This window comes from Kitasatospora sp. NPDC002965, from assembly GCF_040611255.1.
Taxonomy (GTDB): Bacteria; Actinomycetota; Actinomycetes; order Streptomycetales; family Streptomycetaceae; genus Kitasatospora.
Genome location: NZ_JBEXNT010000153.1, coordinates 1 through 21,512 on the forward strand (window position 1 = coordinate 1; position 21,512 = coordinate 21,512).

At 73.0% G+C, this 21,512-nt stretch carries 20 protein-coding genes and 1 pseudogene; 13 read left to right on the plus strand and 8 right to left on the minus strand.

Annotated features, from left to right (window positions below):
* Positions 1-804, minus strand: a pseudogene (locus tag ABZY91_RS36340) (hypothetical protein); the annotation flags it as partial.
* Positions 805-1,113: 309 nt separating this feature from the next.
* On the opposite strand from ABZY91_RS36340, the gene ABZY91_RS36345 reads away from it, so the two are divergent.
* The 7 genes from ABZY91_RS36345 to ABZY91_RS36375 all read left to right on the plus strand — a co-directional run bounded on the left by ABZY91_RS36345 (position 1,114) and on the right by ABZY91_RS36375 (position 9,103).
* Complete coding sequence (locus tag ABZY91_RS36345; RefSeq protein WP_355407785.1) at positions 1,114-1,875, plus strand: 3-hydroxybutyrate dehydrogenase; 762 nt, start codon at positions 1,114-1,116, stop codon at positions 1,873-1,875.
* Positions 1,876-2,197: 322 nt separating this feature from the next.
* Complete coding sequence (locus ABZY91_RS36350) at positions 2,198-3,598, plus strand: MFS transporter (RefSeq protein WP_355407787.1); 1,401 nt, start codon at positions 2,198-2,200, stop codon at positions 3,596-3,598.
* Positions 3,599-3,773: 175 nt separating this feature from the next.
* Positions 3,774-5,762, plus strand: a complete 1,989-nt coding sequence (locus ABZY91_RS36355; RefSeq protein ID WP_355407809.1) for a GAF domain-containing protein — start codon at positions 3,774-3,776, stop codon at positions 5,760-5,762.
* 148 nt (positions 5,763-5,910) lie between these two features.
* On the plus strand, positions 5,911-6,711 hold the full coding sequence (lipB, locus tag ABZY91_RS36360) for a lipoyl(octanoyl) transferase LipB (RefSeq protein ID WP_355407789.1): 801 nt from the start codon (positions 5,911-5,913) through the stop codon (positions 6,709-6,711).
* A 196-nt stretch (positions 6,712-6,907) separates the two neighbouring features.
* Positions 6,908-7,870, plus strand: coding sequence for a lipoyl synthase (locus ABZY91_RS36365; RefSeq protein WP_329881708.1), 963 nt, complete (start codon positions 6,908-6,910; stop codon positions 7,868-7,870).
* Positions 7,871-8,109: 239 nt separating this feature from the next.
* A complete protein-coding gene (locus tag ABZY91_RS36370) occupies positions 8,110-8,295 on the plus strand; it encodes a hypothetical protein (protein WP_329949907.1) in 186 nt (61 codons plus the stop codon).
* A 118-nt stretch (positions 8,296-8,413) separates the two neighbouring features.
* Positions 8,414-9,103, plus strand: a complete 690-nt coding sequence (locus ABZY91_RS36375) for a DUF4191 domain-containing protein (protein WP_329881711.1) — start codon at positions 8,414-8,416, stop codon at positions 9,101-9,103.
* A gap of 100 nt (positions 9,104-9,203) precedes the next feature.
* On the opposite strand, the gene ABZY91_RS36380 is transcribed toward ABZY91_RS36375, so the two are convergent.
* Positions 9,204-9,671: an RDD family protein gene (locus tag ABZY91_RS36380; RefSeq protein ID WP_329881713.1), complete on the minus strand. Its 468-nt coding sequence runs from the start codon at positions 9,669-9,671 to the stop codon at positions 9,204-9,206.
* A 321-nt stretch (positions 9,672-9,992) separates the two neighbouring features.
* Here ABZY91_RS36380 and glnA point away from each other — a divergent pair, with 321 nt between their 5' ends.
* Both glnA and ABZY91_RS36390 read left to right on the plus strand, forming a co-directional pair.
* Complete coding sequence (gene glnA / locus ABZY91_RS36385; protein WP_329881714.1) at positions 9,993-11,405, plus strand: type I glutamate--ammonia ligase; 1,413 nt, start codon at positions 9,993-9,995, stop codon at positions 11,403-11,405.
* Between the two features lie 167 nt (positions 11,406-11,572).
* A complete protein-coding gene (locus tag ABZY91_RS36390) occupies positions 11,573-11,827 on the plus strand; it encodes a DUF1049 domain-containing protein (protein WP_329881716.1) in 255 nt (84 codons plus the stop codon).
* Positions 11,828-11,831: 4 nt separating this feature from the next.
* Here ABZY91_RS36390 and ABZY91_RS36395 read toward each other — a convergent pair whose 3' ends face one another.
* Positions 11,832-13,013 carry a PP2C family protein-serine/threonine phosphatase gene (locus tag ABZY91_RS36395; RefSeq protein WP_355407793.1) on the minus strand — a complete coding sequence of 394 codons (1,182 nt, stop codon included), beginning with the start codon at positions 13,011-13,013 and terminating at the stop codon, positions 11,832-11,834.
* 239 nt (positions 13,014-13,252) lie between these two features.
* Positions 13,253-14,470, minus strand: a complete 1,218-nt coding sequence (locus ABZY91_RS36400; protein ID WP_355407795.1) for a cytochrome P450 — start codon at positions 14,468-14,470, stop codon at positions 13,253-13,255.
* A 248-nt stretch (positions 14,471-14,718) separates the two neighbouring features.
* Here ABZY91_RS36400 and ABZY91_RS36405 point away from each other — a divergent pair, with 248 nt between their 5' ends.
* A complete protein-coding gene (locus ABZY91_RS36405; protein ID WP_355407797.1) occupies positions 14,719-15,075 on the plus strand; it encodes an ArsC/Spx/MgsR family protein in 357 nt (118 codons plus the stop codon).
* A gap of 58 nt (positions 15,076-15,133) precedes the next feature.
* Here ABZY91_RS36405 and ABZY91_RS36410 read toward each other — a convergent pair whose 3' ends face one another.
* Entirely contained in the window at positions 15,134-15,604 is a 471-nt protein-coding gene (locus ABZY91_RS36410; protein ID WP_329881720.1) for a pyridoxamine 5'-phosphate oxidase family protein, read from the minus strand.
* 144 nt (positions 15,605-15,748) lie between these two features.
* Between ABZY91_RS36410 and ABZY91_RS36415 the strand changes: the two genes are divergently transcribed.
* From ABZY91_RS36415 to ABZY91_RS36425, 3 genes are all read left to right on the plus strand, one after another.
* Positions 15,749-16,309 (plus strand): DUF1697 domain-containing protein, encoded by a 561-nt coding sequence (locus tag ABZY91_RS36415; protein WP_355407799.1) that lies wholly within the window; start codon positions 15,749-15,751, stop codon positions 16,307-16,309.
* A gap of 226 nt (positions 16,310-16,535) precedes the next feature.
* Positions 16,536-17,081 (plus strand): DUF1707 and FHA domain-containing protein, encoded by a 546-nt coding sequence (locus ABZY91_RS36420; RefSeq protein WP_329949911.1) that lies wholly within the window; start codon positions 16,536-16,538, stop codon positions 17,079-17,081.
* A gap of 138 nt (positions 17,082-17,219) precedes the next feature.
* The gene (locus ABZY91_RS36425) at positions 17,220-17,822 is read left to right on the plus strand and encodes a hypothetical protein (RefSeq protein WP_355407801.1); all 603 of its coding nucleotides are present in this window, start codon (positions 17,220-17,222) and stop codon (positions 17,820-17,822) included.
* A 91-nt stretch (positions 17,823-17,913) separates the two neighbouring features.
* Here the strand turns inward: ABZY91_RS36425 and ABZY91_RS36430 are convergent, their stop codons facing one another.
* The 3 genes from ABZY91_RS36430 to ABZY91_RS36440 all read right to left on the minus strand — a co-directional run bounded on the left by ABZY91_RS36430 (position 17,914) and on the right by ABZY91_RS36440 (position 21,168).
* Positions 17,914-18,408 (minus strand): hypothetical protein, encoded by a 495-nt coding sequence (locus ABZY91_RS36430; protein ID WP_355407803.1) that lies wholly within the window; start codon positions 18,406-18,408, stop codon positions 17,914-17,916.
* Between the two features lie 282 nt (positions 18,409-18,690).
* The gene (locus ABZY91_RS36435; protein WP_355407805.1) at positions 18,691-19,446 is read right to left on the minus strand and encodes a hemerythrin domain-containing protein; all 756 of its coding nucleotides are present in this window, start codon (positions 19,444-19,446) and stop codon (positions 18,691-18,693) included.
* A gap of 540 nt (positions 19,447-19,986) precedes the next feature.
* On the minus strand, positions 19,987-21,168 hold the full coding sequence (locus ABZY91_RS36440) for an alpha/beta hydrolase-fold protein (protein WP_355407807.1): 1,182 nt from the start codon (positions 21,166-21,168) through the stop codon (positions 19,987-19,989).
* Positions 21,169-21,512 lie beyond the last annotated feature (344 nt).

Below are 21,512 nucleotides of genomic sequence, written 5' to 3' on the forward strand. Positions count from 1 at the left end.
GCCGCGGGCCGGGGGCGCGGCGGAGCCGCCGGGCGCACCCGGGCCGGGTGGTCCGGCGGGCGGCGCGCCACTGCCCGGATCGGGCCTGGCCAGGGTGGAGCCGTCCCGCGCGACCCGCTCGTCGGTCCGGCCGATCAGCCAGTCCCGGCTCGGCACGACCAGCCCGGCCGGGGTGAAGGCGATCCGGCGCAGCTCCGACTGCGGGCCGTTGTCCTTGCGCCACATGCTCGCCACGATGTCCACCGCCTCCTGCGGCGTCTCGGCGAACTCCAGGCCCGCGTAGACCGGGGCGCAGGCGTCCAGGCCGAGGTCCTGGGCGGTGAGGCGGCGGCCGAGCCGGCGGGTGAACACCTCGGCGATCAGTGCCGGGGTGGCGCCGCGCGGCTGCTGGCCGCGGAGCCAGCGGGTGACCGAGGTCTTGTCGTACCGCAGGTCCAGGCCGTGCTCCAGGCCGAGCTGGTCGACCCGGCGGGCCAGCCCGGCGTGCGAGAAGCCCGCCTCCTCGATCAGGGCGGCCAGTTGGAGGTTCTGCGTGGCCGACCCGGAGTGGCCGCCCGACTGACCTCCCGTCCGGCCCGCCGGACGGCCGCCCGCGGGGTCGACCTGGGCCGGCCGGGGCGGCTCGTCGGCGGTGGCGAGCGCGGTCGGGTGCCGGTCGGGCGTGGCCTGGACGGGAAGCCGCAGCTCGTCGGCGGTCGGGGTGTCGGGGGCGTCCGGAAGGGCCCGGCCGACCGGACCTCGGTGCTGGTCGAGCGGGTCGAGCGGTCCGTACGCCGGGCTGTCGGTTACAGGCCTTTGGGGCATAGTCAGTCAACACCTCTCGGACGCCGCACCGGCTCCACCAGCGGTTCGGCTGCCTGTGGCGACGCCCCCTGTCGGGAATCGGCGTGAATGTAGCGAGCATTCGGGCGCTATGGGTGGTTCTGACCGAGCAATCCTCCGAACGGGTGAAGCATCCGCGCCCATTGTGGGGAAGACGCCCGACGATCGGTTTGGCTTTCACGACTCCTCCCGCCGATGGACCGTCATGACGGTGATCACCACAGTTCACCCTGATGCTGTAGGGGTTCGCCACATAGGAGGGAAGCCGCCGGATTCCTACCGTTCTGGGCCATGGACACCACTTCAGACCGCCCGCTCGACGGCCGCACCGCCCTGGTCACCGGGGCCGCCTCGGGCATCGGCCGCGCCTGCGCCGAAGCCCTCGCCGCGGCCGGCGCCCGGGTCTACGTCGTCGACGTCGCCGGCGAGCCCGCCCGCCGGCTCGCCGAGCGGATCGGCGGCGTCGCCCACGTCGCCGACCTCTCCGACCCGGAGGCGGTGGAGGCGCTGCCGGCCGACGCCGACATCGTGGTCAACAACGCGGGCCTCCAACACGTCGCACCCTTGCACGAGTTCCCGGTCGACCGGTTCCTGCTGATCCAGCGGGTGATGGTCGAGGCGCCGTTCCGGATCCTGCGCCGGACCCTCCCGCACATGTACGCGCGGGAGTGGGGGCGGGTGGTCAACGTCTCCTCCGTCCACGGCCTGCGGGCCAGCGCCTTCAAGTCCGCCTACGTGACCGCCAAGCACGCGCTGGAGGGGCTGAGCAAGACGGTGGCGCTGGAGGGCGCGCCGTACGGCGTCACCAGCAACTGCGTCAACCCGGGCTACGTCCGGACCCCCCTGGTGGAGCGTCAGATCGCCGACCAGGCGCTCGCCCACGGCATCCCCGAGGACGAGGTGGTGGAACGGATCATGCTCGACCGCACCGCCGTCAAGCGCCTGATCGAACCCGACGAGGTCGCCCGGCTGGTCCTCTGGCTCTGCTCGCCGCACGCCTCCTACGTCACCGGCGCCAGCCTCCCGATCGACGGCGGCTGGACCGCCCGTTGACCGCACGGCGAAGACCGGAGGGCGGACGTGGGTCGGGGCCGAGGGCCGCCGACTGCTCGGCGTCCGCAGCGGCAAGGGCCCGGGGATCCCCGGTCGGAGCACCGCGCAGGTGCCGTGGTCGCGACCACTCGTCGGCGGCCCGGCCGGCTCGTCGGGCATCGCGACTACCGCGTCAACCGCGCGGTCGGGCGTCCCACCCTCCGGGGCCTATGGCCCTCTCGCCCATATCGCTGCCCCTTGATGTATCGGCCTCCACCATAGGATCCGGGCAGGGGAGTTCCTACCTTGTGGCAACACCGTCCCCCAGCCGGAAGTGGTGACCATGAGCAGCGCCGACGCCCCGAAGGACACGAGAGGTTCACTGCCACGAGTCGTGGCCGCCAGCCTCATAGGAACGACGATCGAGTGGTACGACTACTTCCTGTACGGAACGGCGGCGGCGCTGGTGTTCGGGAAGCTGTTCTTCCCGAACAGCGATCCGCTGACCGGCACTCTGCTCTCCTTCCTCACCTACGCCATCGGGTTCGCGGCCCGGCCGCTCGGGGCCCTGGTGTTCGGGCACTTCGGGGACCGGGTGGGGCGGAAGAAGCTGCTCGTGGTGAGCCTGCTGCTGATGGGCGGGTCGACCACCCTGATCGGCTGTCTGCCGACGTACGAATCGATCGGGGCGACGGCGCCGGTCCTGCTCACCGTGCTGCGGCTGGTGCAGGGGTTCGCGCTCGGCGGCGAGTGGGGCGGCGCGGTGCTGCTGGTGTCGGAGCACGGCGACGCCCGGCGGCGCGGGTTCTGGGCGTCCTGGCCGCAGAGCGGCGCACTGGCCGGGAACCTGCTGGCGGCCGGCGTCCTGTCGCTGCTGACCACCGTGCAGTCGGAGGAGGCCTTCCTCTCCTGGGGCTGGCGGGTGCCGTTCCTGCTGTCTGCGGTGCTGGTCGGCGTCGGGCTGTGGATCCGGCTGGCGGTGGACGAGTCGCCGCTGTTCAAGCAGGCCCTGGCCCGGGCCGAGGCGCGCGAGGCGGCCCTGGGGAAGCCCGAACAGACGCCGCTGGTGGCGGTGTTGCGACACCACTGGCGGGAGGTGCTGGTGGCGATGGGCGCCCGCATGGCGGAGAACATCTCGTACTACGTCATGACCACGTTCGTCCTCGCCTACGCCGTCAACCACGTCCACCTGCCGAAGCAGACCGCGCTCAACGCCGTGCTGATCGCCTCGGCGATCCAGTTCGCCCTGATCCCGGTCTTCGGGGCGCTCTCCGACCGGGTCGGGCGCAAACCGGTGTACCTGGTCGGCGCGGTGGGCGTCGGCGCCTGGGCGTTCGTCTTCTTCGGACTGGTCGACACCAGGTCCTTCAGCTCGCTCCTGCTGGCGGTGACCGTCGGACTGGTCTTCCACAGCGCGATGTACGCGCCCCAGGCCGCCTTCTTCTCCGAGCTGTTCGCCACCCGGATGCGCTACTCGGGCGCCTCGATCGGCGCCCAGTTCGCCTCGGTCGCGGCGGGCGCGCCCGCCCCGCTGATCGCCACCGCGCTGCTGAAGGACCACGGGAGCTCCACCCCGATCTCGGTGTACGTGGCGATCGCCGCCGTGATCACCGTGCTGGCCGTGCTCTGCGGACGGGAGACGCGGGGGCACGACCTGGCGGAGGCGGAGGAGGGGACGTCGGGGGACGCGGCGGCGGAGGCCGGACAGGGGACGGCGACGGCGGCAAAGCCGGCAACCGCCTGACACCACGGGCGGCCTGACGCGACGTACGGCGGCCTGCGCTCACGACGGGCGAGCGCAGGCCGCCCGCGGGCACCCGGGCTGACCAGCTACGATCGCGCTTCCCTCCCCAGGGCTTGAGACCCACTGCCGATTGGCGGCCGCACCCGTGAACGACCGCGCCATCAACGACCGCGCCATCAATGACCTCGCCGCGAACGACCGCGCCGCGAACGACCTTCAGCCCGGCTCGGCGCCGGCGCTCCGGAAGCTCCTCGACCTGCTCGCCTCCGGCGCCGCCACCGAGGACTTCACCGACGTGCTCGCCGAAGCCCGCCGCCGGGGTGCGCCGCCCGCCGTCCTGGACGAGATCGACGAGGCCACCTGGCAGGCGCTGCGCGTGCACCGGACGCTGCGTCAGCACCGCCGCCGCGAGGCCGAGCTGACCGCCCTCTTCGACACCGCCGGGGACCTCGCCGCCTCCCGGGACCTCGACACCGTGCTGCAGGCCATCGTCCGCCGGGCCCGCATGCTGCTCGGCACCGACACCGCCTACCTGACCCTCCCGGACGAGGCCGCCGGCGACACCTACATGCGGGTCACCGACGGCTCGGTGTCCGTCCTCTTCCAGACCCTGCGGCTCAGCCTCGGCGACGGACTCGGCGGGCTGGTCGCACAGACCGCCCGCCCGTACGCCTCCCCCGACTACCGCGCCGACGACCGGTTCCACCACACCGGCACCATCGACGCGGGCGTCCTGGACGAGGGCCTGGTGGCGATCATCGGAGTGCCTCTGCTGCTCGGCGGCCGGGTCATCGGCGTCCTGTTCGCCGCCGACCGCTCGCCGCGCACCTTCTCCCCCGACGAGGTCGCGCTGCTCTGCACCCTGGCCGCACACGCCGCGATCGCCCTGGACACCGCCAAGTCGCTGGCCGACACCCGGGCCGCGCTCGCCGAGCTGAACACCGCCAACGCGCTGATCCGCGCCCACTCCGACGCCGTCCAGCGCGCCGAGCAGGGCCACGACCGGCTGACCGACCTGGTCCTGCGCGGTGCCGAGGTGCCGGACGTGGCGGCCGCCGTGGCCGCCCTCCTCGGCGGCGGGATAACGGTCCTGGACGCCGAGGGCGAGCCGCTGGCCGGGCGGTCCGGGCCCGGAGCCGGGCTCGCCGAAGCCGCCGCCGCGTCCCGCGCCGAGGGCCGCTCGGTCCCGCACGGCGACGCCTGGGTCTGCGCGGTACTGGCCGGCCAGGAGCAGCTCGGCACCCTGGTGCTGCGCGGTCGCCCGGACCTCGACGACGCCGACCGGCGGCTGTTCGAGCGGGCCGGTGTGGTGACCGCGCTGCTCCTGCTGCTGCGCCGTTCGGTCGCCGAGACGGAGAACCGGGTCCGCGGCGAACTGCTGACGGACCTGCTCACCGCCCCCGACCGGGACCCGGCCGGGCTGACCGCGCGCGGCCGGCGGCTCGGTGTGGACCTCGGCCGACCGCACCTGGTCCTGGTCGCCGAACCGGCCGAACCGGCCGAACCGGCCGGTGGAACCACGACGGCGGGCACGGCCTCCACCGCCGCCGGCGACCGCTCCCGGCTGGCCGGCGCGGCCGGACGGTACCTGTTCGGCTCCAGGGGGATCAGCGCGGAGCACGGCGAGGCGGTGGTGCTGCTCGTCCCCGACGGCGCCGACGAGGGCGGGGACGCCGCCCTGCGGGCGGCCGAGCAGGCCGCCGAGCGGCTCGCCCGGCTGGCCGGGTTCCCGGTCACCGTGGGCGCCGGCCGCCCCGCCGCCGGACCGGTGGCGCTCGCCGCCGCCCACGCCGAGGGCCTGCGCTGCGTGCGGGCACTGCGGGTCCTGGGCCGGGCCGGGGACGGCGCCTCGGCCCGGGCGCTCGGCTTCCTCGGCGTCCTGCTCGGCGACGGCCACGACGTGGACGGCTTCGTCCGGGCGACGCTCGGCCCGCTGCTGGACTACGACGGCCGGCGCGGCACCGAGCTGGTCCGCACCCTGCGCGCCTACTTCGACTGCGGCGGCAGCCTCACCCGGGCCAAGGACGAGCTGCACGTCCACGTGAACACGGTGGTGCAGAGGCTGGACCGGGTCGAAGTGCTGCTGGGACGGGACTGGAACCACCCCGAGCGCTCGCTGGAGCTCCAGCTGGCCCTCCGGCTGCAGCTGCTCTCGGACACCTGAGCGGCCACGGCGGCGGCGACCGGGTCGCGGGCCGGGCGCGGGCCGGGGGCGAGCACGGGGGGCGAGCACGGCCGCAGGCACCTGGACGGCCCCTCGGCGGGCGGGCGTACAGTGGCCAGGTTGGTCTCGAACGCCTGGCAAGGAGCAGTTGGTGAGCGAGAACGTACGTTTCGTGCGGATGGGCATAGGCGAGGGCTCCGTGCCCTACCAGGAGGCCTGGGAGGAGCAGCAGCGGCTGCACGCCCTGCGGGTCGCGGACGAGATCCCGGACACGGTGCTGCTGCTGGAGCACCCGCCGGTGTACACCATGGGCAAGCGCACCAACCCCGCCGACCTGCCGCTGGACGGCACCCCGGTGGTCGAGGTCAACCGGGGCGGCGAGATCACCTGGCACGGCCCGGGCCAGCTGGTCGGCTACCCGATCGTGAAGCTGCCCGATCCGATCGACGTGATCGCGTACGTGCGCCGGCTGGAGGAGGCCCTGATCCGCGCCTGCGGCGCGTTCGGCGTGGAGACCACCCGGATCGAGGGCCGCAGCGGCGTCTGGGTGCTGGGCGACAGCATCCCGGACGCGGTGGTGGACCCGTCACAGGTGGTGGACATCGGCAAACTCACGCTGCGGATGGGCCTGCCGCTGGGCATCGACCCGCGCCTCGCCGGCCCCGAGTACGCGCCCTCCAACGCCGGGCAGCGCGGCGACGACCGCAAGCTCGCCGCGATCGGCGTCCGGGTCGCGCGCGGGGTGACCATGCACGGCTTCGCGCTCAACTGCGACCCGGACATGACCTGGTTCGACAAGATCGTGCCGTGCGGCATCCGGGACGCCGGCGTCGCCTCGCTGGCCGGTGAGCTGGGACGGGACCTCCCGGTCGCCGAGGCGTTGCCGCTGGTCGAGAAGCACCTGGCCGAGGTGCTCGCGGAACTCCCGGAACCGGCACTCCGCCACTGAGCTCCGGCCGCCGCCCACCGGGCCCGGCCCCGAACGCCCGCGCCCGGAGCCGCCGCCCCGAAGTCCCGGGCGGCTTCCGGGGAATCTACCCGCCGGTACCGCTGTTGCCCTGCGATTGCAGGGCCGCTGCCCCGACGAAGGCCGTACAAGCACAGGCGTACCCTGGGGGTACCCCGTCTAGTTCTAGGAGTCGCACGTGTCCGCTGTCGCACCCGACGGCAGGAAGCTTCTCCGCCTGGAGGTCCGCAACAGCGAGACCCCCATCGAGCGGAAGCCCGAGTGGATCAAGACCCGCGCGAAGATGGGCCCGGAGTACAACGCCCTCCAGTCGCTGGTGAAGAAGGAGGGGCTGCACACCGTCTGCCAGGAGGCCGGCTGCCCCAACATCTTCGAGTGCTGGGAGGACCGCGAGGCGACCTTCCTCATCGGCGGTGACCAGTGCACCCGCCGCTGCGACTTCTGTCAGATCGACACCGGCAAGCCCGCCGACTTCGACCGCGACGAGCCGCGCCGTGTCGCCGAGTCCATCGTCACCATGGACCTCAACTACGCCACCATCACCGGCGTGGCCCGCGACGACCTGCCGGACGGCGGCTCCTGGCTGTACGCCGAGACCGTCCGCCAGGTGCACGCGATGACGGCGGGCCGCGAGAGCGGCCGCACCGGCGTCGAGCTGCTGATCCCCGACTTCAACGCGGTGCCCGAGCAGCTCGCCGAGGTCTTCTCGTCCCGCCCCGAGGTGCTGGCGCACAACGTCGAGACGGTGCCGCGGATCTTCAAGCGGATCCGCCCGGCGTTCCGCTACGAGCGCTCCCTGGACGTCATCACGCAGGCCCGGGCCGCCGGCCTGGTCACCAAGTCCAACCTGATCCTGGGCATGGGCGAGACCCGCGAGGAGGTCAGCCAGGCGCTGGCCGACCTGGTCGGGGCCGGTTGCGAGCTGATCACCATCACCCAGTACCTGCGCCCCTCGCTGCGCCACCACCCGGTGGAGCGCTGGGTCAAGCCGCACGAGTTCGTCGAGCTGCAGCAGGAGGCCGAGGAGCTCGGCTTCGCCGGGGTCATGTCCGGCCCGCTGGTGCGCTCGTCGTACCGCGCCGGGCGGCTGTACCGGCAGGCGCTGGAGCACCGCGCGCAGCACGAGCAGGCGGCGGTCTGAGCCGCGCTCCGGTGCGGGCCGACGGTTTTACGCCATCGGAGGGGCGGAGCTTCGGCTCCGCCCCTTTCGCTTCACCGGGCTTTGACTGCCTGGTCACGGACTGGTAACACGGGGTGGGGACGATGAGTCCGCCGCGGTCGTTCGATTTTTCTCGGCCACGAGACGTGGTGGCCGCGCGGACGCGGGGACGAACGGGTCCTCGCAGGAAAACTTCCGAGCCACGAGAGGAGCTGTTCGGCATGCGGGTCGGTATCCGGTCGGTGGGCACCGCGCTGCGGCTGGCCGAGAGCGTGCTGCTGGCGGGCGGCCAGCGCCAGGCCCGGCGGAATGCCTGGTCAGCGGTCTGCGAGAACCGCCAGTACGCGGCGGACAGGGAGCGGGACTCGCTCGTCGCGACCGCCCGGGCGAAAGCCGCGGGCCGCTGACGGAGCCCCTGCGGGACGCCGTCGAAGGCGCCGGTACGAGCACGCACGGGTCACGGTTCGGGGCGAACGGGTACCCGGGCTTGGATATCCCGTACCCACGCCACGTACCATGAGCGTTATGGCGAGGGAAACATCCGAGAACCCCGGGCGACTGAAGCAGATCCGCCTGGCGTACACCATGACCAAGAAGGTCGACACCAAGATCGGCCTGATCATCGCCGGCGTCGGCCTGCTGACCTTCGGCGTGTTCCTCGCCATCGGCTTCGCGATCGACCACCCTGTCTACCTGGGCATCCTGGGCTTCATCGTGGCGTTCCTCGCCATGGCGATCGTCTTCGGGCGCCGGGCCGAGCGCGCAGCGTTCGGACAGATGGAGGGGCAGCCGGGAGCGGTCGCGGCGGTACTGAACAACATCCGACGGGGCTGGAGCGCGAACTCCACCCCGGTCGCGGTCACCCGCAACCAGGACGCGGTCTACCGCGCCGTGGGCCGGGCCGGTATCGCGCTGATCGGCGAGGGCAACCCGAACCGGGTCCGCCAGCTGCTGGCGTCGGAGAAGAAGAAGATGGCGCGGATCGTCGGCGACGTTCCGGTGCACGACATCGTGGTGGGCACCGGCGAGGGCGAGATTCCGCTCAAGAAGCTGCAGATCCACCTGATGCGCCTGCCCCGTGCCATCACCGCCGCCCAGGTCACCGAGACCAACGACCGCCTGCGGGCGCTGGGCGACCTGCTCTCCAAGGCGCCGATCCCCAAGGGCCCGATGCCCAAGGGCGCCCGGATGCCCAAGGGTGGCCAGGCCCGCTGACCCCCTCCCCTTACGACACGGAACGGCCCCGCCGCGGTAACTCCGCAGCGGGGCCGTTCCGTGTTTCCGGTCGGTGATCAGGGGGTCGCGGTCCGGGCGGTCAGATCCGGACCTCGACCGTGCCGACCGCCTTGTCGTGCAGACCCCGGGTGTCGCGGTCCCAGACCAGGGCCGGCACCACCAGGCAGAGCAGCAGCGTGCGCAGCAGCACCTGCGGGATGGTGGCGCGGCTGCCGTCCAGGCGGACCACCCGCAGGCCGAACAGCCGCTTGCCGACGGTCGTCCCCGTCGTGGCGATCAGCAGGACGGTGACGGTGAAGAACAGCGGGGTCGTCCACAGGTTCGCCGAGGCCGGCGATCCCTTGGAGACCAGCCCGAAGGCGACCAGCGCGACCAGCCAGCCGTCGACGAACAGCGCGCCCATCCGGCGGCCGGGGCCGCCGACCGAGCCGGGGCCCTCCTGGGGCAGCCCGAGGCGCTCACCGCGGTAGCCGAAGTCGGCGCCCATCTTCTCGGCGGCCGCTTTCGGGCCGTCGATCCACGATCCCAACGCTTCTCTGGTGTCCACCGATCCACACTAACCGGGCATACACCCGGCACCGCCACCGGCTCCCCCGAGGAGTCCCGGAGAACTCCCGGGGTAGTCCCGAGGTAGTCCCGGGGTAGCCCACCGAAGAGTGAACCGCGTCACTCGGGCTTTCCGTCACCCTCTCCAAGTGGTCCAGACCACTTGGAGGGCCCCACCTGGGAGGGCGAGGCGTTTTGTCCAGACCCGTACGTCTTTGCCGCCCGCCCGACAACGGCGGTTAACATTCAGGAAACGACTGGGTCACCGGTCGGAAACGGGCCATTCCTAGGGTGAGCCCCATTCGCACGCCGAGGAGGACGAATGTTCAACAACGCCACCGAAGTGAAGCAGTTCATTCAGGACAACGACGTCAAGTTCGTCGATGTCCGGTTCTGCGACCTGCCGGGCGTCATGCAGCACTTCTCCGTACCTGCGGCGACCTTCGACCCGTCCGAGATCCTGATGTTCGACGGCTCGTCGATCCGTGGCTTCCAGGCCATCCACGAGTCGGACATGGCCCTGGTCCCCGACCTCGCCACGGCCCGGCTCGACCCGTTCCGCCAGGTGAAGCACCTCAACATCAACTTCTTCATCCAGGACCCGGTGACCGGCGAGGCCTACAGCCGCGACCCGCGCAACGTCGCCAAGAAGGCCGAGGCCTACCTCGCCTCCTCCGGCATCGCCGACACCGCCTTCTTCGGGCCCGAGGCCGAGTTCTACGTCTTCGACTCGGTGCGGTTCGACACCAGCGCCAACGCCTCCTACTACCACATCGACTCGGAGGCGGGCGCCTGGAACACCGGCTCCGCCGAGGGCGACGCGCGCGGCTACAAGGTCAAGTACAAGGGCGGCTACTTCCCCGTCCCGCCCGTCGACCACTTCGCCGACCTGCGCGCCGAGATGTCCCTGGAGCTGGCCAAGGCCGGCCTGGAGGTCGAGCGCCAGCACCACGAGGTCGGCACGGCCGGCCAGGCGGAGATCAACTACAAGTACAACACCCTGCTGCACGCCGCCGACGACCTGATGCTGTTCAAGTACATCATCAAGAACGTCGCCTGGCGCAACGGCAAGACGGCCACCTTCATGCCGAAGCCGATCTTCGGCGACAACGGCTCGGGCATGCACGTCCACCAGTCGCTGTGGACCGAGGGCTCCCCGCTCTTCTACGACGAGCAGGGCTACGCCGGGCTCTCCGACACCGCCCGCTACTACATCGGCGGTCTGCTCAAGCACGCCCCGTCGCTGCTGGCCTTCACCAACCCCTCGGTGAACTCCTACCACCGCCTGGTGCCCGGCTTCGAGGCCCCGGTCAACCTGGTCTACTCGCAGCGCAACCGCTCGGCGGCGATCCGCATCCCGATCACCGGCTCCAACGCCAAGGCCAAGCGCATCGAGTTCCGCGCGCCCGACCCGGCCTCCAACCCGTACCTGGCCTTCGCCGCCATGCTGATGGCCGGCCTGGACGGCATCAAGAACAAGATCGAGCCGCTGGAGCCGGTCGACAAGGACCTCTACGAGCTGGCCCCCGAGGAGCACGCCAACGTCCCCCAGGTGCCGGCCTCCCTCCCGGCCGTCCTGGAGGCCCTGGAGGCCGACCACGAGTACCTGCTCGCGGGCAACGTCTTCACGCCCGACCTGATCGAGACCTGGATCGACTTCAAGCGCACCCAGGAGATCGCCCCCATCGCCCTCCGGCCCCACCCGCACGAGTTCGAGCTCTACTACGACCTGTAGGCCGCGGACACCGCGACGCGTGTCCCGGCTGCGGCCGGGGGCGCGGGCGGGTCGGACACGCAGGCGCCCCCGGGCCCCGTCGCTCTCACCGGAGTGCGACGGGGCCCGGCGCCGTGCTGCGGGCGACTGGGCGGGTGGGGCGGCGGGAGCCGCGCGATACTGGGGTCATGGCGAAGAACACTCCGCCGCCGCACGCTCCGCCGACCGTCACGGTCAAGGGCCGGGCCCTGCGGCTGCGTACGATCGGGATCGCCGTCCTCGCGGTCCTCGCTGTCTGGTTCATCGCGGCCAACACGGAGTCGGTCTCGATCACCATGTGGGTCGTCGACGTCACGATGCCCCTGTGGGTGGTCCTGACCGTGACCCTGGTGGTCGGCCTGATCATCGGCTTCTTCCTCGCCCGGCGCCGCCCGAAGGGCTAGCGGCCTACCGCCGCGGTGTGCGGGAGGGGGCCGCCGGGCGCATCCGGGCCCTCGGTCGGCTCGGCGGTGCGGCGGCGTCGGCTGCCGTGGGGGCGAAGCGCAGCAGGAGCATGGCGGCGTCGTCGTCCAGGCGGTTGCCGGTGTGCTCCACGAGGGCGCGGCGCAGGTCGGTGAGGGCCTCGGGCAGGTCGTCGTGGTCCAGGAGCGCGCCGCGTTCCCGGAGGGGGAAGAAGTCCCCGTCGCCGTTGCGGGCCTCCGCGGTGCCGTCGGTGTAGAAGAGGATCCGGTCCCCGTGGCGCAGCCGCACCGTGCAGGTCCCGGGGCCTTCCGCGTCGGGGAACGGCAGGCCCAGGGGCAGGCCCGGCAGGTCCGGCTCCGCGAGGCGGGTGGTGCCGTCCGCCCGGCGGACCAGGGGCGGCGGGTGGCCGAAGTTCACCAGGGTGACCTGGCCGGTGTGACTGCAGTCGGCGATCACCGCGGTGACGAACTCGTCCCCGCCGGTCCGGCGCGCCAGCCGCTCCTCGATCCGGTCGGCGACGGTCCGGAGGTCGTTCGTGGTGGTGGGGGCGGACTCGCGGAACGCCTGGAGGACCGCGACGGCGCCGGTGACCGCCGGCAGGCCCTTGCCCTGGACGTCCCCGACGATGACGCGGACACCGCCGGGCACCGGGATGGCCTCGTAGAAGTCTCCGCCGATCCGGGCGCCGGCCGCGGCGGAGGTGCAGGAGACGGCCAGGTCGAGCGAACCGTTGCGGGCGGGCACCGGGCCGAGGATGAAGTTCTGGGCGACGTCGGCGACGGCCTGCGCGTCGGCCAGGTCGCGTTCGGCCAGGCGGCGCTGCTCCTCGGCGTCCCTCCGGTGCGCCTCGGCCCGGCGGTGGGCGCCGGAGGCGTAGGCGCCCGCGGCCGTCACGGCGACCACCGCGCCGTAGGCCACGAAGGCGCGCTCCGAGGTCGGGATGCCGTTGACGGCCGCTGCCCCCAGGCAGGCGAGGAGCGCGGTGGTTCCGACGAGGAGGACCCGCCGGGGCGCGGAGCCCACGGCGGCGAGGGCCGGTGGCGCCGCCAGCAGGGCGAGCAGGATCGTGGCGCCGACCAGGACGTCGAGCGCCGTCACGACGGCGATCAGCGCGTACGGCAGGAGGGCGTCCGTGGGTATGCGGGGGCGCACGGGGCGGGCGTCCATCGGGTGTTCCCTTCGGGCGGGTGCTCGGGGAGCCGAACCCCGCCCAGCCCGACGGGGCGGCTGACGGGCACCCCCCGGATCCCTCTCCTCAGGGACAAAGGATAGGTAGAGCGACAGACGAACGGGAGGAAACCGGAGCAAATGTGGTCGATCCGCCAAACACTCCTCGTGGCCGAAGGCAGGACAAGGGCGGGGGCGGGGGCGGGGACGAACGAACGCCGAGGGGCGGCTCCCGTGCGTCAGCGGACCGTGACGGGGAGCGTGTCGAAGCCCCGCAGGACGAGGCGGTCACGGCGGGTCGGCACGCCGCCGGGGGCCAGCCTCGGGAAGCGGTCGAGGAGGGCGGGCACGGCGACGTCCGCCTCCAGGCGGGCGAGCTGGCTGCCGAGGCAGAAGTGCGGCCCGCCGCCGAAGCTGAGCGGCTGGCTGTCCGTCCGGGTCGGGTCGAAGCGCTCGGGGCGCAGGTAGCGGGTCGGGTCGTGGTTGGCCGCGCCCAGCATGACGAACACCACCGTGCCGGGCGGCGCGGGCAGGTCGGCCACCGTCAGCCCGTCGGCGGCGGCGACCCGGGTGGTGAGCTGGACCGGCGAGTCGAAGCGCAGCACCTCGTCCGTGAAGAGCCCCGGGGGCAGCGCACCGGTGCGCAGCCCGTCCGCGGCCTCCGGGTGGTGGAAGAGCTGGGAGAGGCCGTTGCCGAGCAGGTTGGTGGTGGTCTCGAATCCGGCCACCAGGAGCAGGACGAGGTTGCTCAGCAGCTCCTGGCCGGAGATCCGGTCCGGGGAGTCTGCGGCGATCCGGGCCAGGTCGCTGACCAGGTCGCCGGTCGGGCGGGCCAGTCGTTCGGCGACCAACCCGGTGAAGTAGGAGGACAGTTCCTCGGCGGCGGTGTCGGCGGAGTCGAGTTCGGCGAGGTCCTCGACCAGCTCCAGGGCGATGGTGAGGTCCGACGCCAGGGTGCGGAAGCGGTATCGGTCCGCGGCCGGGACGCCGAGCAGTTCACAGATCACCTCGACCGGCAGCCGGAAGGCGAAGGCCTCCATGAAGTCGACCGGAGAGCCGTCGGCACCCCGCTCGGCCATCTCGCCGAGCAGCCGCCCCACCGCCGTCGCGATCGTCGGGCGGAGCGCCGCCACCCGGCGGGCGTTGAAGGCCGAGGCGATCAGCGAACGGACCCGGGCGTGGTCGGGGGCGTTCCGCTGCAGGATCGACCGGCTGAGCAAGGCGATCGACGCGTGCGAGAACAGCTCGGATTCGGCCCCCGCCAGGGTCGCGGCGTCCTCCAGGGCGAAGGCGGGGTTGCGCAGCACCTGGTTGGCGGCGGTATGGCCCAGCGCCATGATCCCGCCCGGGCCGGCCGTGGCCGCGGCGCCCAGTTCATGGGCCCGCGCGTACAGCGGGTAGGGGTCGATCCTCCCCTCGGTGGTCATGAGCTGCTCGATGATCGCTGCGCCGTCCATCCGGTGCTCCCCTCCAGAGACCCGACTCCCTCGGGGGACCAACCATCGACAGGGGGGCGGTAGTTCCCGGTCTGCGGGAGTGCGGGAGGCAGGGGGAAGGGAGCACGGGAGGGCGTGCGTCGGGAGGTCGCGCGACGCCCCCGGGGCGTGCCGGCGGGCCCGCCGGGCCGACGCACGGCACGGGCGCGGGGCGCGGGGGCACGGCACGGGCGGGCGTGCGGGGTGCGGATCGTCGGTAGGCTGACGGGATGGAGATCTGGATCAACCCGCGCTGCGGGAAGTGCCGTGCCGCGCTCGGCGTCCTGGAGGGCGCGGGCGTCAAGTACACCGTGCGGCGCTATCTGGAGGATCCGCCGAGCGCCGCCGAGCTGGAGCTGGTCCTGGAGCGGCTCACGCTGGAACCGTGGGACATCACCCGGATCGAGGAGCCGGTGGCCAAGGAGCTCGGCATGAAGCAGTGGAGCCGGGAGCCCGACGACCGGGCCCGGTGGATCGCGGCCATGGCGGAGCACCCGATCCTGATCCAGCGCCCGATCATCACCGCGGACGACGGGCACGCACTCGTCGCGCGGACTCCCGAGGCGGTCAGGTCCGTCCTGCCGTAGGCCCGTCACGGGTTCGCCGCCGGGGTGCCGGGCCGGTGGGCACGGCCCTCAGCGGCCCTCAGCGGCGCTCGACGGTCCTCACCGGCTCGCCCGGCCGCCAGGAGCTGATCCGTACCGCGTCGTCCTCGACGGTGGTGTGCACGACCTGTTCCAGCTCCAGCCGGAAGGCGTGGTACGGGCCGGACGGCGGCTCGGGGAGGTCGGCCTCGTAGGCGGCGACCTCGGCGGCGTCGGTCAACTCGACGGCCCGGCCGGAGACCTTGGAGTCACCGCCCGCGAGCGTCTCGTCGCTCGGGTTGCTATGCAGGGCGAAGCGGGCGTCGCGGCGGAGGTCCGCGGCCTTGACCGCTCCGCCCATCGACCCGAGCATCAGGTCCGCGCCGATGAAGTCCACCTCGGTGCCGCTGACCCGGGGGGAACCATCCTTGCGGAGCGTCGCCAGGACGTGGTGCTTGTTGGCCTCGAACCGGGCCCGCACGGCGGGGGCGAGGTCCGGCGCCTCGTGCTCGAAGTCCTGCCAGGTAGCCATGGCGCCAGTCTGGCACCCGGTACCGACGGCCGCCCGGGCGTGCGGCGCGCACGCACGCCCCGCACGCGGGAGGCCCGGGGCATGCGCCGGAGGACCGTGCGTGCGCGCGGGCCGGGTGTCGGTGGCCGGTGCCAGACTGGCCGGGTGACCACCACGACCACGTACATCGCCTTTCTGCGGGCCGTCAACGTCGGCGGCCGGACGGTGCGGATGGAACGGCTGCGCGCCCTCTTCGCCGAACTCGGCCTGGAGCGCGTCGGCTCGTACATCCAGAGCGGCAACGTCTTCTTCGCCGCCGACGCCCTCGGCCCGGCGGACCGCGCCGCCCTCACCGACCGGATCGAGCAGCACCTGGCCGACTCGCTCGGCTATCCCGTGCCGGTGCTGCTGCGGACCGTCGACGAGGTCGAGGCCGTGCTCGCCGCCGAGCCCTTCGCCGGCGTCGAGGTGACCCCGGACATCCGGCTGACGGTGAACTTCCTCTCCGAGCCGCTGCCCACGGACTTCCCGGTCCCGTACACCTCGCCGAAGGGCGACTACGAGGTGATCGGGGCCGACGCCGGCACCGCCTACGTGGTGGTACACCTGAAGGACGGCAAGTGGGTGACCAGCGGTTCCCTCTTCGGCAAGTCCTACCGGGGCGCGGCGACTTCGCGCTTCCTGCACACCACCGTCAAGATCCTGGCAGCCGCCAGGAAGACCTGATCCGGCCACCGGCGGCCTCCGCGCCCCACCGCGCGCCCGCCTCCCTCGCCGCACTGCCCGGCCACCCGCGCGTACGGATCGCCGGGCCGGGGCCGACGGACGGGACCACGCCGGATCGGGCGGCGTCCCGGGCGGCGTACCGGGCGGGGGCGCCCGCGAACCGTCGACCGGTCGGCTGCGCACGGGAGCCTGGACAGGCGGGCGGAGACGAGCCGACAATCAGGCCATGACGTCTCCAGAGATCCGGACACACGTGGTCCGGCCGTCCGAGGCCGAGCGGGAGCAGGCTCTCGACGTGCTGAGGGACGGCGCCGGCAGCGGCCGGCTGTCGCACGACACCTTCCTCGGACGGCTGGACCTCGTCCTCCACGCGAGCAGCCGGTCCGAGCTGAACGCCGCGATGGCGGACCTGCCGGCCGGGAACCCGGTCGGACGGTTCGTGCTGCGGGCGGTCGGCCGGGTGTCGGCGTTCGGGGTGCGGCTGCGCGGGGCCTGGCGCGTCGAACGGCTGCCGGGCCTGAGCCTTCCGCACGCCGGCGCACGGAAGTTGACGATAGGCCGGATCCCCGGGTCGGGGCTGCGACTGAACGACGCCTCGGTCTCCCGGCACCACGCCGAGCTGCGGCGCGAGGGCGAGGACTGGGTGCTGTACGACCTCGGGTCGACCAACGGCACGCATGTGAACGGGTACCGGATCGCCGGCGGGGTGCGGGTCCGACCGGGCGACCAGGTACGGTTCGGCAACCTGGAGTTCCGGCTCGCGGCGGGCTGAGCGGACGCGCCGTCAGGGGGCGGACCGGGGAGGCGGCGGCACCGGTCCGCCGGCCTGTCGGCGGTCCGGTCCGTGGCCCTGTTCCGCGGGCCCCGGACGGCCGGACGGATTGTCAGCGGTAGGTGCTTGGATACGGGCATGGACCAGGACACCGCGCACACCACTCTTGCCGCCGACGCGCTGCGGGACGCCGAGGAACGGGCCCGCGAGCTGATCCGGTGCGGCTTCCAGGAGCCGGACGAGATAGTCGAGTCCCTGGTCGAGGACCTCGACGACCAGGGACTGACGGCGGAGGAGGCGGAGCGGATCGTCGCTCCGCTGTGGCGGGCGCGTCTGGAGGAACAGGCGTCCTGGCCGGAGACGACCGACGTCGACCGGCTGGAGGCCGCCTTCGACAGCCTGGAGGAGCAGGGCATCGTCGCCGCGATGGACTTCACCTGCTGTGCGAGCTGCGGATACGCGGAGATCGGCGGCGAGGCCGACGAGGACTCGCGCGGCTTCGTCTTCTTCCACCAGCAGGACACCGAACGGGTCGCCACCGGCGGTTCGTTGATGCTGCGGTACGGCGGTTTCCAGGTGGACGGCGAGTCGACGGAGGCGGCCGTCCGGCGGACGGTCCGGGTCGGGCGCGAGGTGGTATCGGCGCTCAAGGAGGTGGGGCTGCCGGTGAAGTGGGACGGCTCGCCGGAGGTGGCGATCACGGTCACGCCGATGGTCTGGCTCAACCGCCTGCCGGAGTGACCGCGTTCGGGGACCACGGCAACAGTGCCCGCAGCGGCTGCCCCCTTGGCTTTCCCCGGCGGCCGTGAGGCGGCAGCGGGGGCGCCGACGGTCAGCGGACGACGTGGAGTTCGGCTGTGTGCCCACGTGCGTCGGCATGGCGGAGGGTGATCTTCGCCGTACCGACGGCGGTCTCGGTGTCCTCGGTGAGGGTCCTGGTCTCCTCGCCGAGCCTGACCTCGGCCGTGGTGTCGGTGATCCGGCCGACGGTCAGCCGGACGGTCCGGTCGCCGCCGAATACCTCGACGGTGTGGGTGGAGTCGGCGTTGTCGGTGCGGACGACGACGTCGCAGCTGTCGTCGCTGAGGCAGAGCGAGGCGCCGCCCTTGCAGGCGGTGAGCCCGGCGCCGAGCAGCAGCACGGCGCCTGCGGCGAGGGCGGCCGAGCGGGCGACCGGGCCAAGGCGGCGGGCCGACCCGGGAGCGGGCCGGTGCCCTGCGCGGCGGTCGGGGTGGTCGCGGCGGTCGGATCGGTCGAAGTCGCGGTCGTCGTGGCGGTCGTCGTGGCGGTGGCGGTCGCGGTGCGAAGCGGTCGGCGCACTGGTCATGGCATCGACGGTAGGGGCGTCTCCCGCGCCGGCCATCGCCCCTCGGCGGTACCCGCTCCCTGGTCGGCCCCGGACCGCGCGGGCGGTCGCACCCCGGAGGCGGATGGGTCGAAACCCCTAGGGGTCGAACGGAGTTGGAGGTCCGGAAAGGATCTCCACCGAGGCCCTCCCCCGGCCCGGCCTGCACCGAACCGTGCCCCGCCGCGATCGGCATGTGCCACTGACATGTGTCGGCGTCACGTGCCACGCGCGTAGAACGAGGCCACGAAAAAGGCCCGCGGGTCAGTCCCCGGCGACGTCCCAGGACTCGGGCGTCCCCCACAGCGGCGCCGTGCAGCGCTGGTAGGTCGCCTGCCAGTGCGGCCAGTGCCGGGCCACCTCGTCGTCGCAGTCCGCCACCAACCGCTCGACCGTTGCCGGTTCGACGCCGTCCAGCAGCCAGGCGAGCGCGTCGGCGGTGCCCGGCCCGCCCGCGACGTGCAGCACGTCCAGCAGCTCGGACAGGCTGCCGACCCGGGAGTTCTCCGTGAAGACCCGCTCCATCCGGGGCAGCAGCTGCCGCTCCTCGATCCTCAGATGGGTCTCCAGCCGCGCCGCCAGGTCCTCGATCGCGTAGGCCACCGGCCAGACCGAGCCGGCGTCCCGGCTGGCGATCCGGACCAGGGTGGTGACCCGGGTGAAGGAGTGGTCGAGGTTGTGGTGGTCCGCCTCCAGCCAGTTGAGCAGCAGCCGCAGCTCGGGCGCGAACCGGCTGACGATCGGCCAGATCCGGGTGTCCTGCTGCTCGTGGTGGCAGGTCAGCATGGTGGTGACGAAGTTCCAGTGCCGCAACAGTGCGGCACCCTTCTCGTCCTCGCCGGGCTGGATCAGCCGGAGCGCGTTGGGCAGCCGGGCGAGGTCCCGGCGGAGCGCGGCGTGCACCAGCTTCAGCCCGGCGAAGCGGACGGCCTGCGGTTCCTCGTCGGCGGTGCGCTCACGCGACGAGCCCCCCTGGGCGGGGACGGACGGAGACGCTACGGGCAACAGGTGGCTGGGCATGGCACTCTCTTCACGGCTTGGCTGGGCTGGGCTCGACCTGGGCACAGCTGGCGGGCCGGCTGTCCCACCACAGTGGGCAGAGCACATCAGGGCGGAATCAATGTCCGATTGACGTGCAGGTCAGGGGCCCGGCGCAGGGTTCCCCCCGGACTCTCGGGAGACACGAGATCCCTCCGGCCCCACTCCGTGCAGAGGGTGAGGTTCGTCCGGCGCACCGGGGAACGGAGGAGGGACGGCGAGGACGGATGTCACCGGAAGGCGCACAGCCACGCCCGGACGACGCCTGCCGGCCCGGCGGACGGGAGGGCGGGCGGGCGGAAGGGGGGCGGGCGGAAGGGGCGACGCACGGCGGTAGGCCGGCGGGCCGGCGGGAGCTGACGAGGAGGAGGGGTGCGACCCGGGAGCCGTGCCGCTGGAGTCACTGCGGGATCTGGTCGCCGCGCCCGGGTTCGTCCGGGCGGTCGACGAGGGCCGGCGGGGCTCCGCGTACCGCTGAGCCCCGCGCCGGGTGCCCGGCACGGGGCTCGGCACGAGCACGACTCAGTCGGCCTGCGGTCCTGCGAGGTTCTTGCTGAGCCACTGCAGGGTGTCCGGGATCATCTTCTTGAAGTCACTGGTCAGGTGCTTGCCGCCGGGCTGCTCGTAGTACTCGACGGTGAGCGGCGGCGCGGCCTTGGCGGCCCACGCCTTGACCAGCTTCATCTCGTACGCGTTGGCGCCGCCGGCGGTGGCGAGGATCCGCACGTCGGCCTTGCCCTGGGTGACCAGCAGTTCGGGGCTGTTGGCCTGCCGCTCGGCGTCGTGCCCCTTCCAGAGCGGCGAGTCCGGGACGAAGTAGCCGTCGATCGGGACGGCGGCCTTGAACTTGTCCGGGTGCTGGAGGGCGAGCTTCGCACTGCAGAACGCGCCGGTGGAGGCGCCCATCAGGCCCCAGCCGTCGCGGCCCTTCACGGTGCGGAAGTTGGCCCGGACGAAGTCGGGGATGTCCTCGGCCATCCAGGTGCCCATCTTCGGCTGGCCCGGGATGTCCGCGCACTCCAGGGCCTTGGCCTCGTTGGAGTCGAGGTTCTGCACCGGCATCACCATGATGAAGGGGTGCGCCTTGCCCTGCTTGGAGAGGTCCGCGCCGTACTCCTGGATCGGCAGCTGGTTGTCGGTCCAGGTGTTGTAGCCGGCGCTCTGGCCGCCCGCGTAGAGGGTGAGCACCGGGAAGCCGGTCCGGGCGTACTTCGGGTCGTTGTACTCCGGCGGCAGCCAGACCCAGACCTTGCCGGAGACACCGGACTTGGGGCCGTTCAGCGTGGTCATGACGATCTGGCCGGCGGCGGTGTCCCGGGCCTTGGTGAAGGCGGCGGCCGGACCCGTGGGCATCAACACCTTGCCGGTGGCGCTCTGGGGGGGCGCAACCGGCGCGGCGGAGGTCGAGGTGGAGCCGGCCGTCGGGGAGCCGGGGGCGGAGGACGACGCGGTGCCCGAGGGCGAGGTACCCGAGGACGCGGTGCCCGACGGCGCGGTGCCCGAGGACGCGGTACCCGAGGAGGAGGGCGAGGAGGAGGGCGTCGAGGGCGAGGCACCGCCGGCGCCCGTCGCGGCGCCGCCGCTCTTCACCGCGTCGCCCTTGGCGCTGCCGTCCGTACTGCCACAGGCCGCCAGGACGGCGGCCAGGGTGAAGGCGGTGGCGCCGGTCAGCACGGCGCGGAAACGGGTGGACTGCGGCTGCACGGTGAGAACTCTCCGACCGGTGTCGCGCCCGCTCCGGGGGAGCAAGGGCGGTGGCCCCGGGTGGGGCCGGACAGGCCCGGGGCGCGGCTACCTGCGAGACCCCCGGGAGGCGGCGCGCCGCCCTGCGGGGTGGCGTGCCGTCCTGCGATCTTATGACGTGGACCGGGGTGGGCCGGTTGCGCGCGGACCAGCGCAGACCCAATGTTTGTTCCCGATCGGGTAAAGGTTGCCAAGCCTCCCTGCCGACCGGCGGGGGCGGATCCCCGCCGGTCGGCGGGGTCGGTGAGGGGGCGGCCCTGACGGCGTCGCGGGTGCGGAGCCGCCCGCCCGGCCGAGCGCACGGC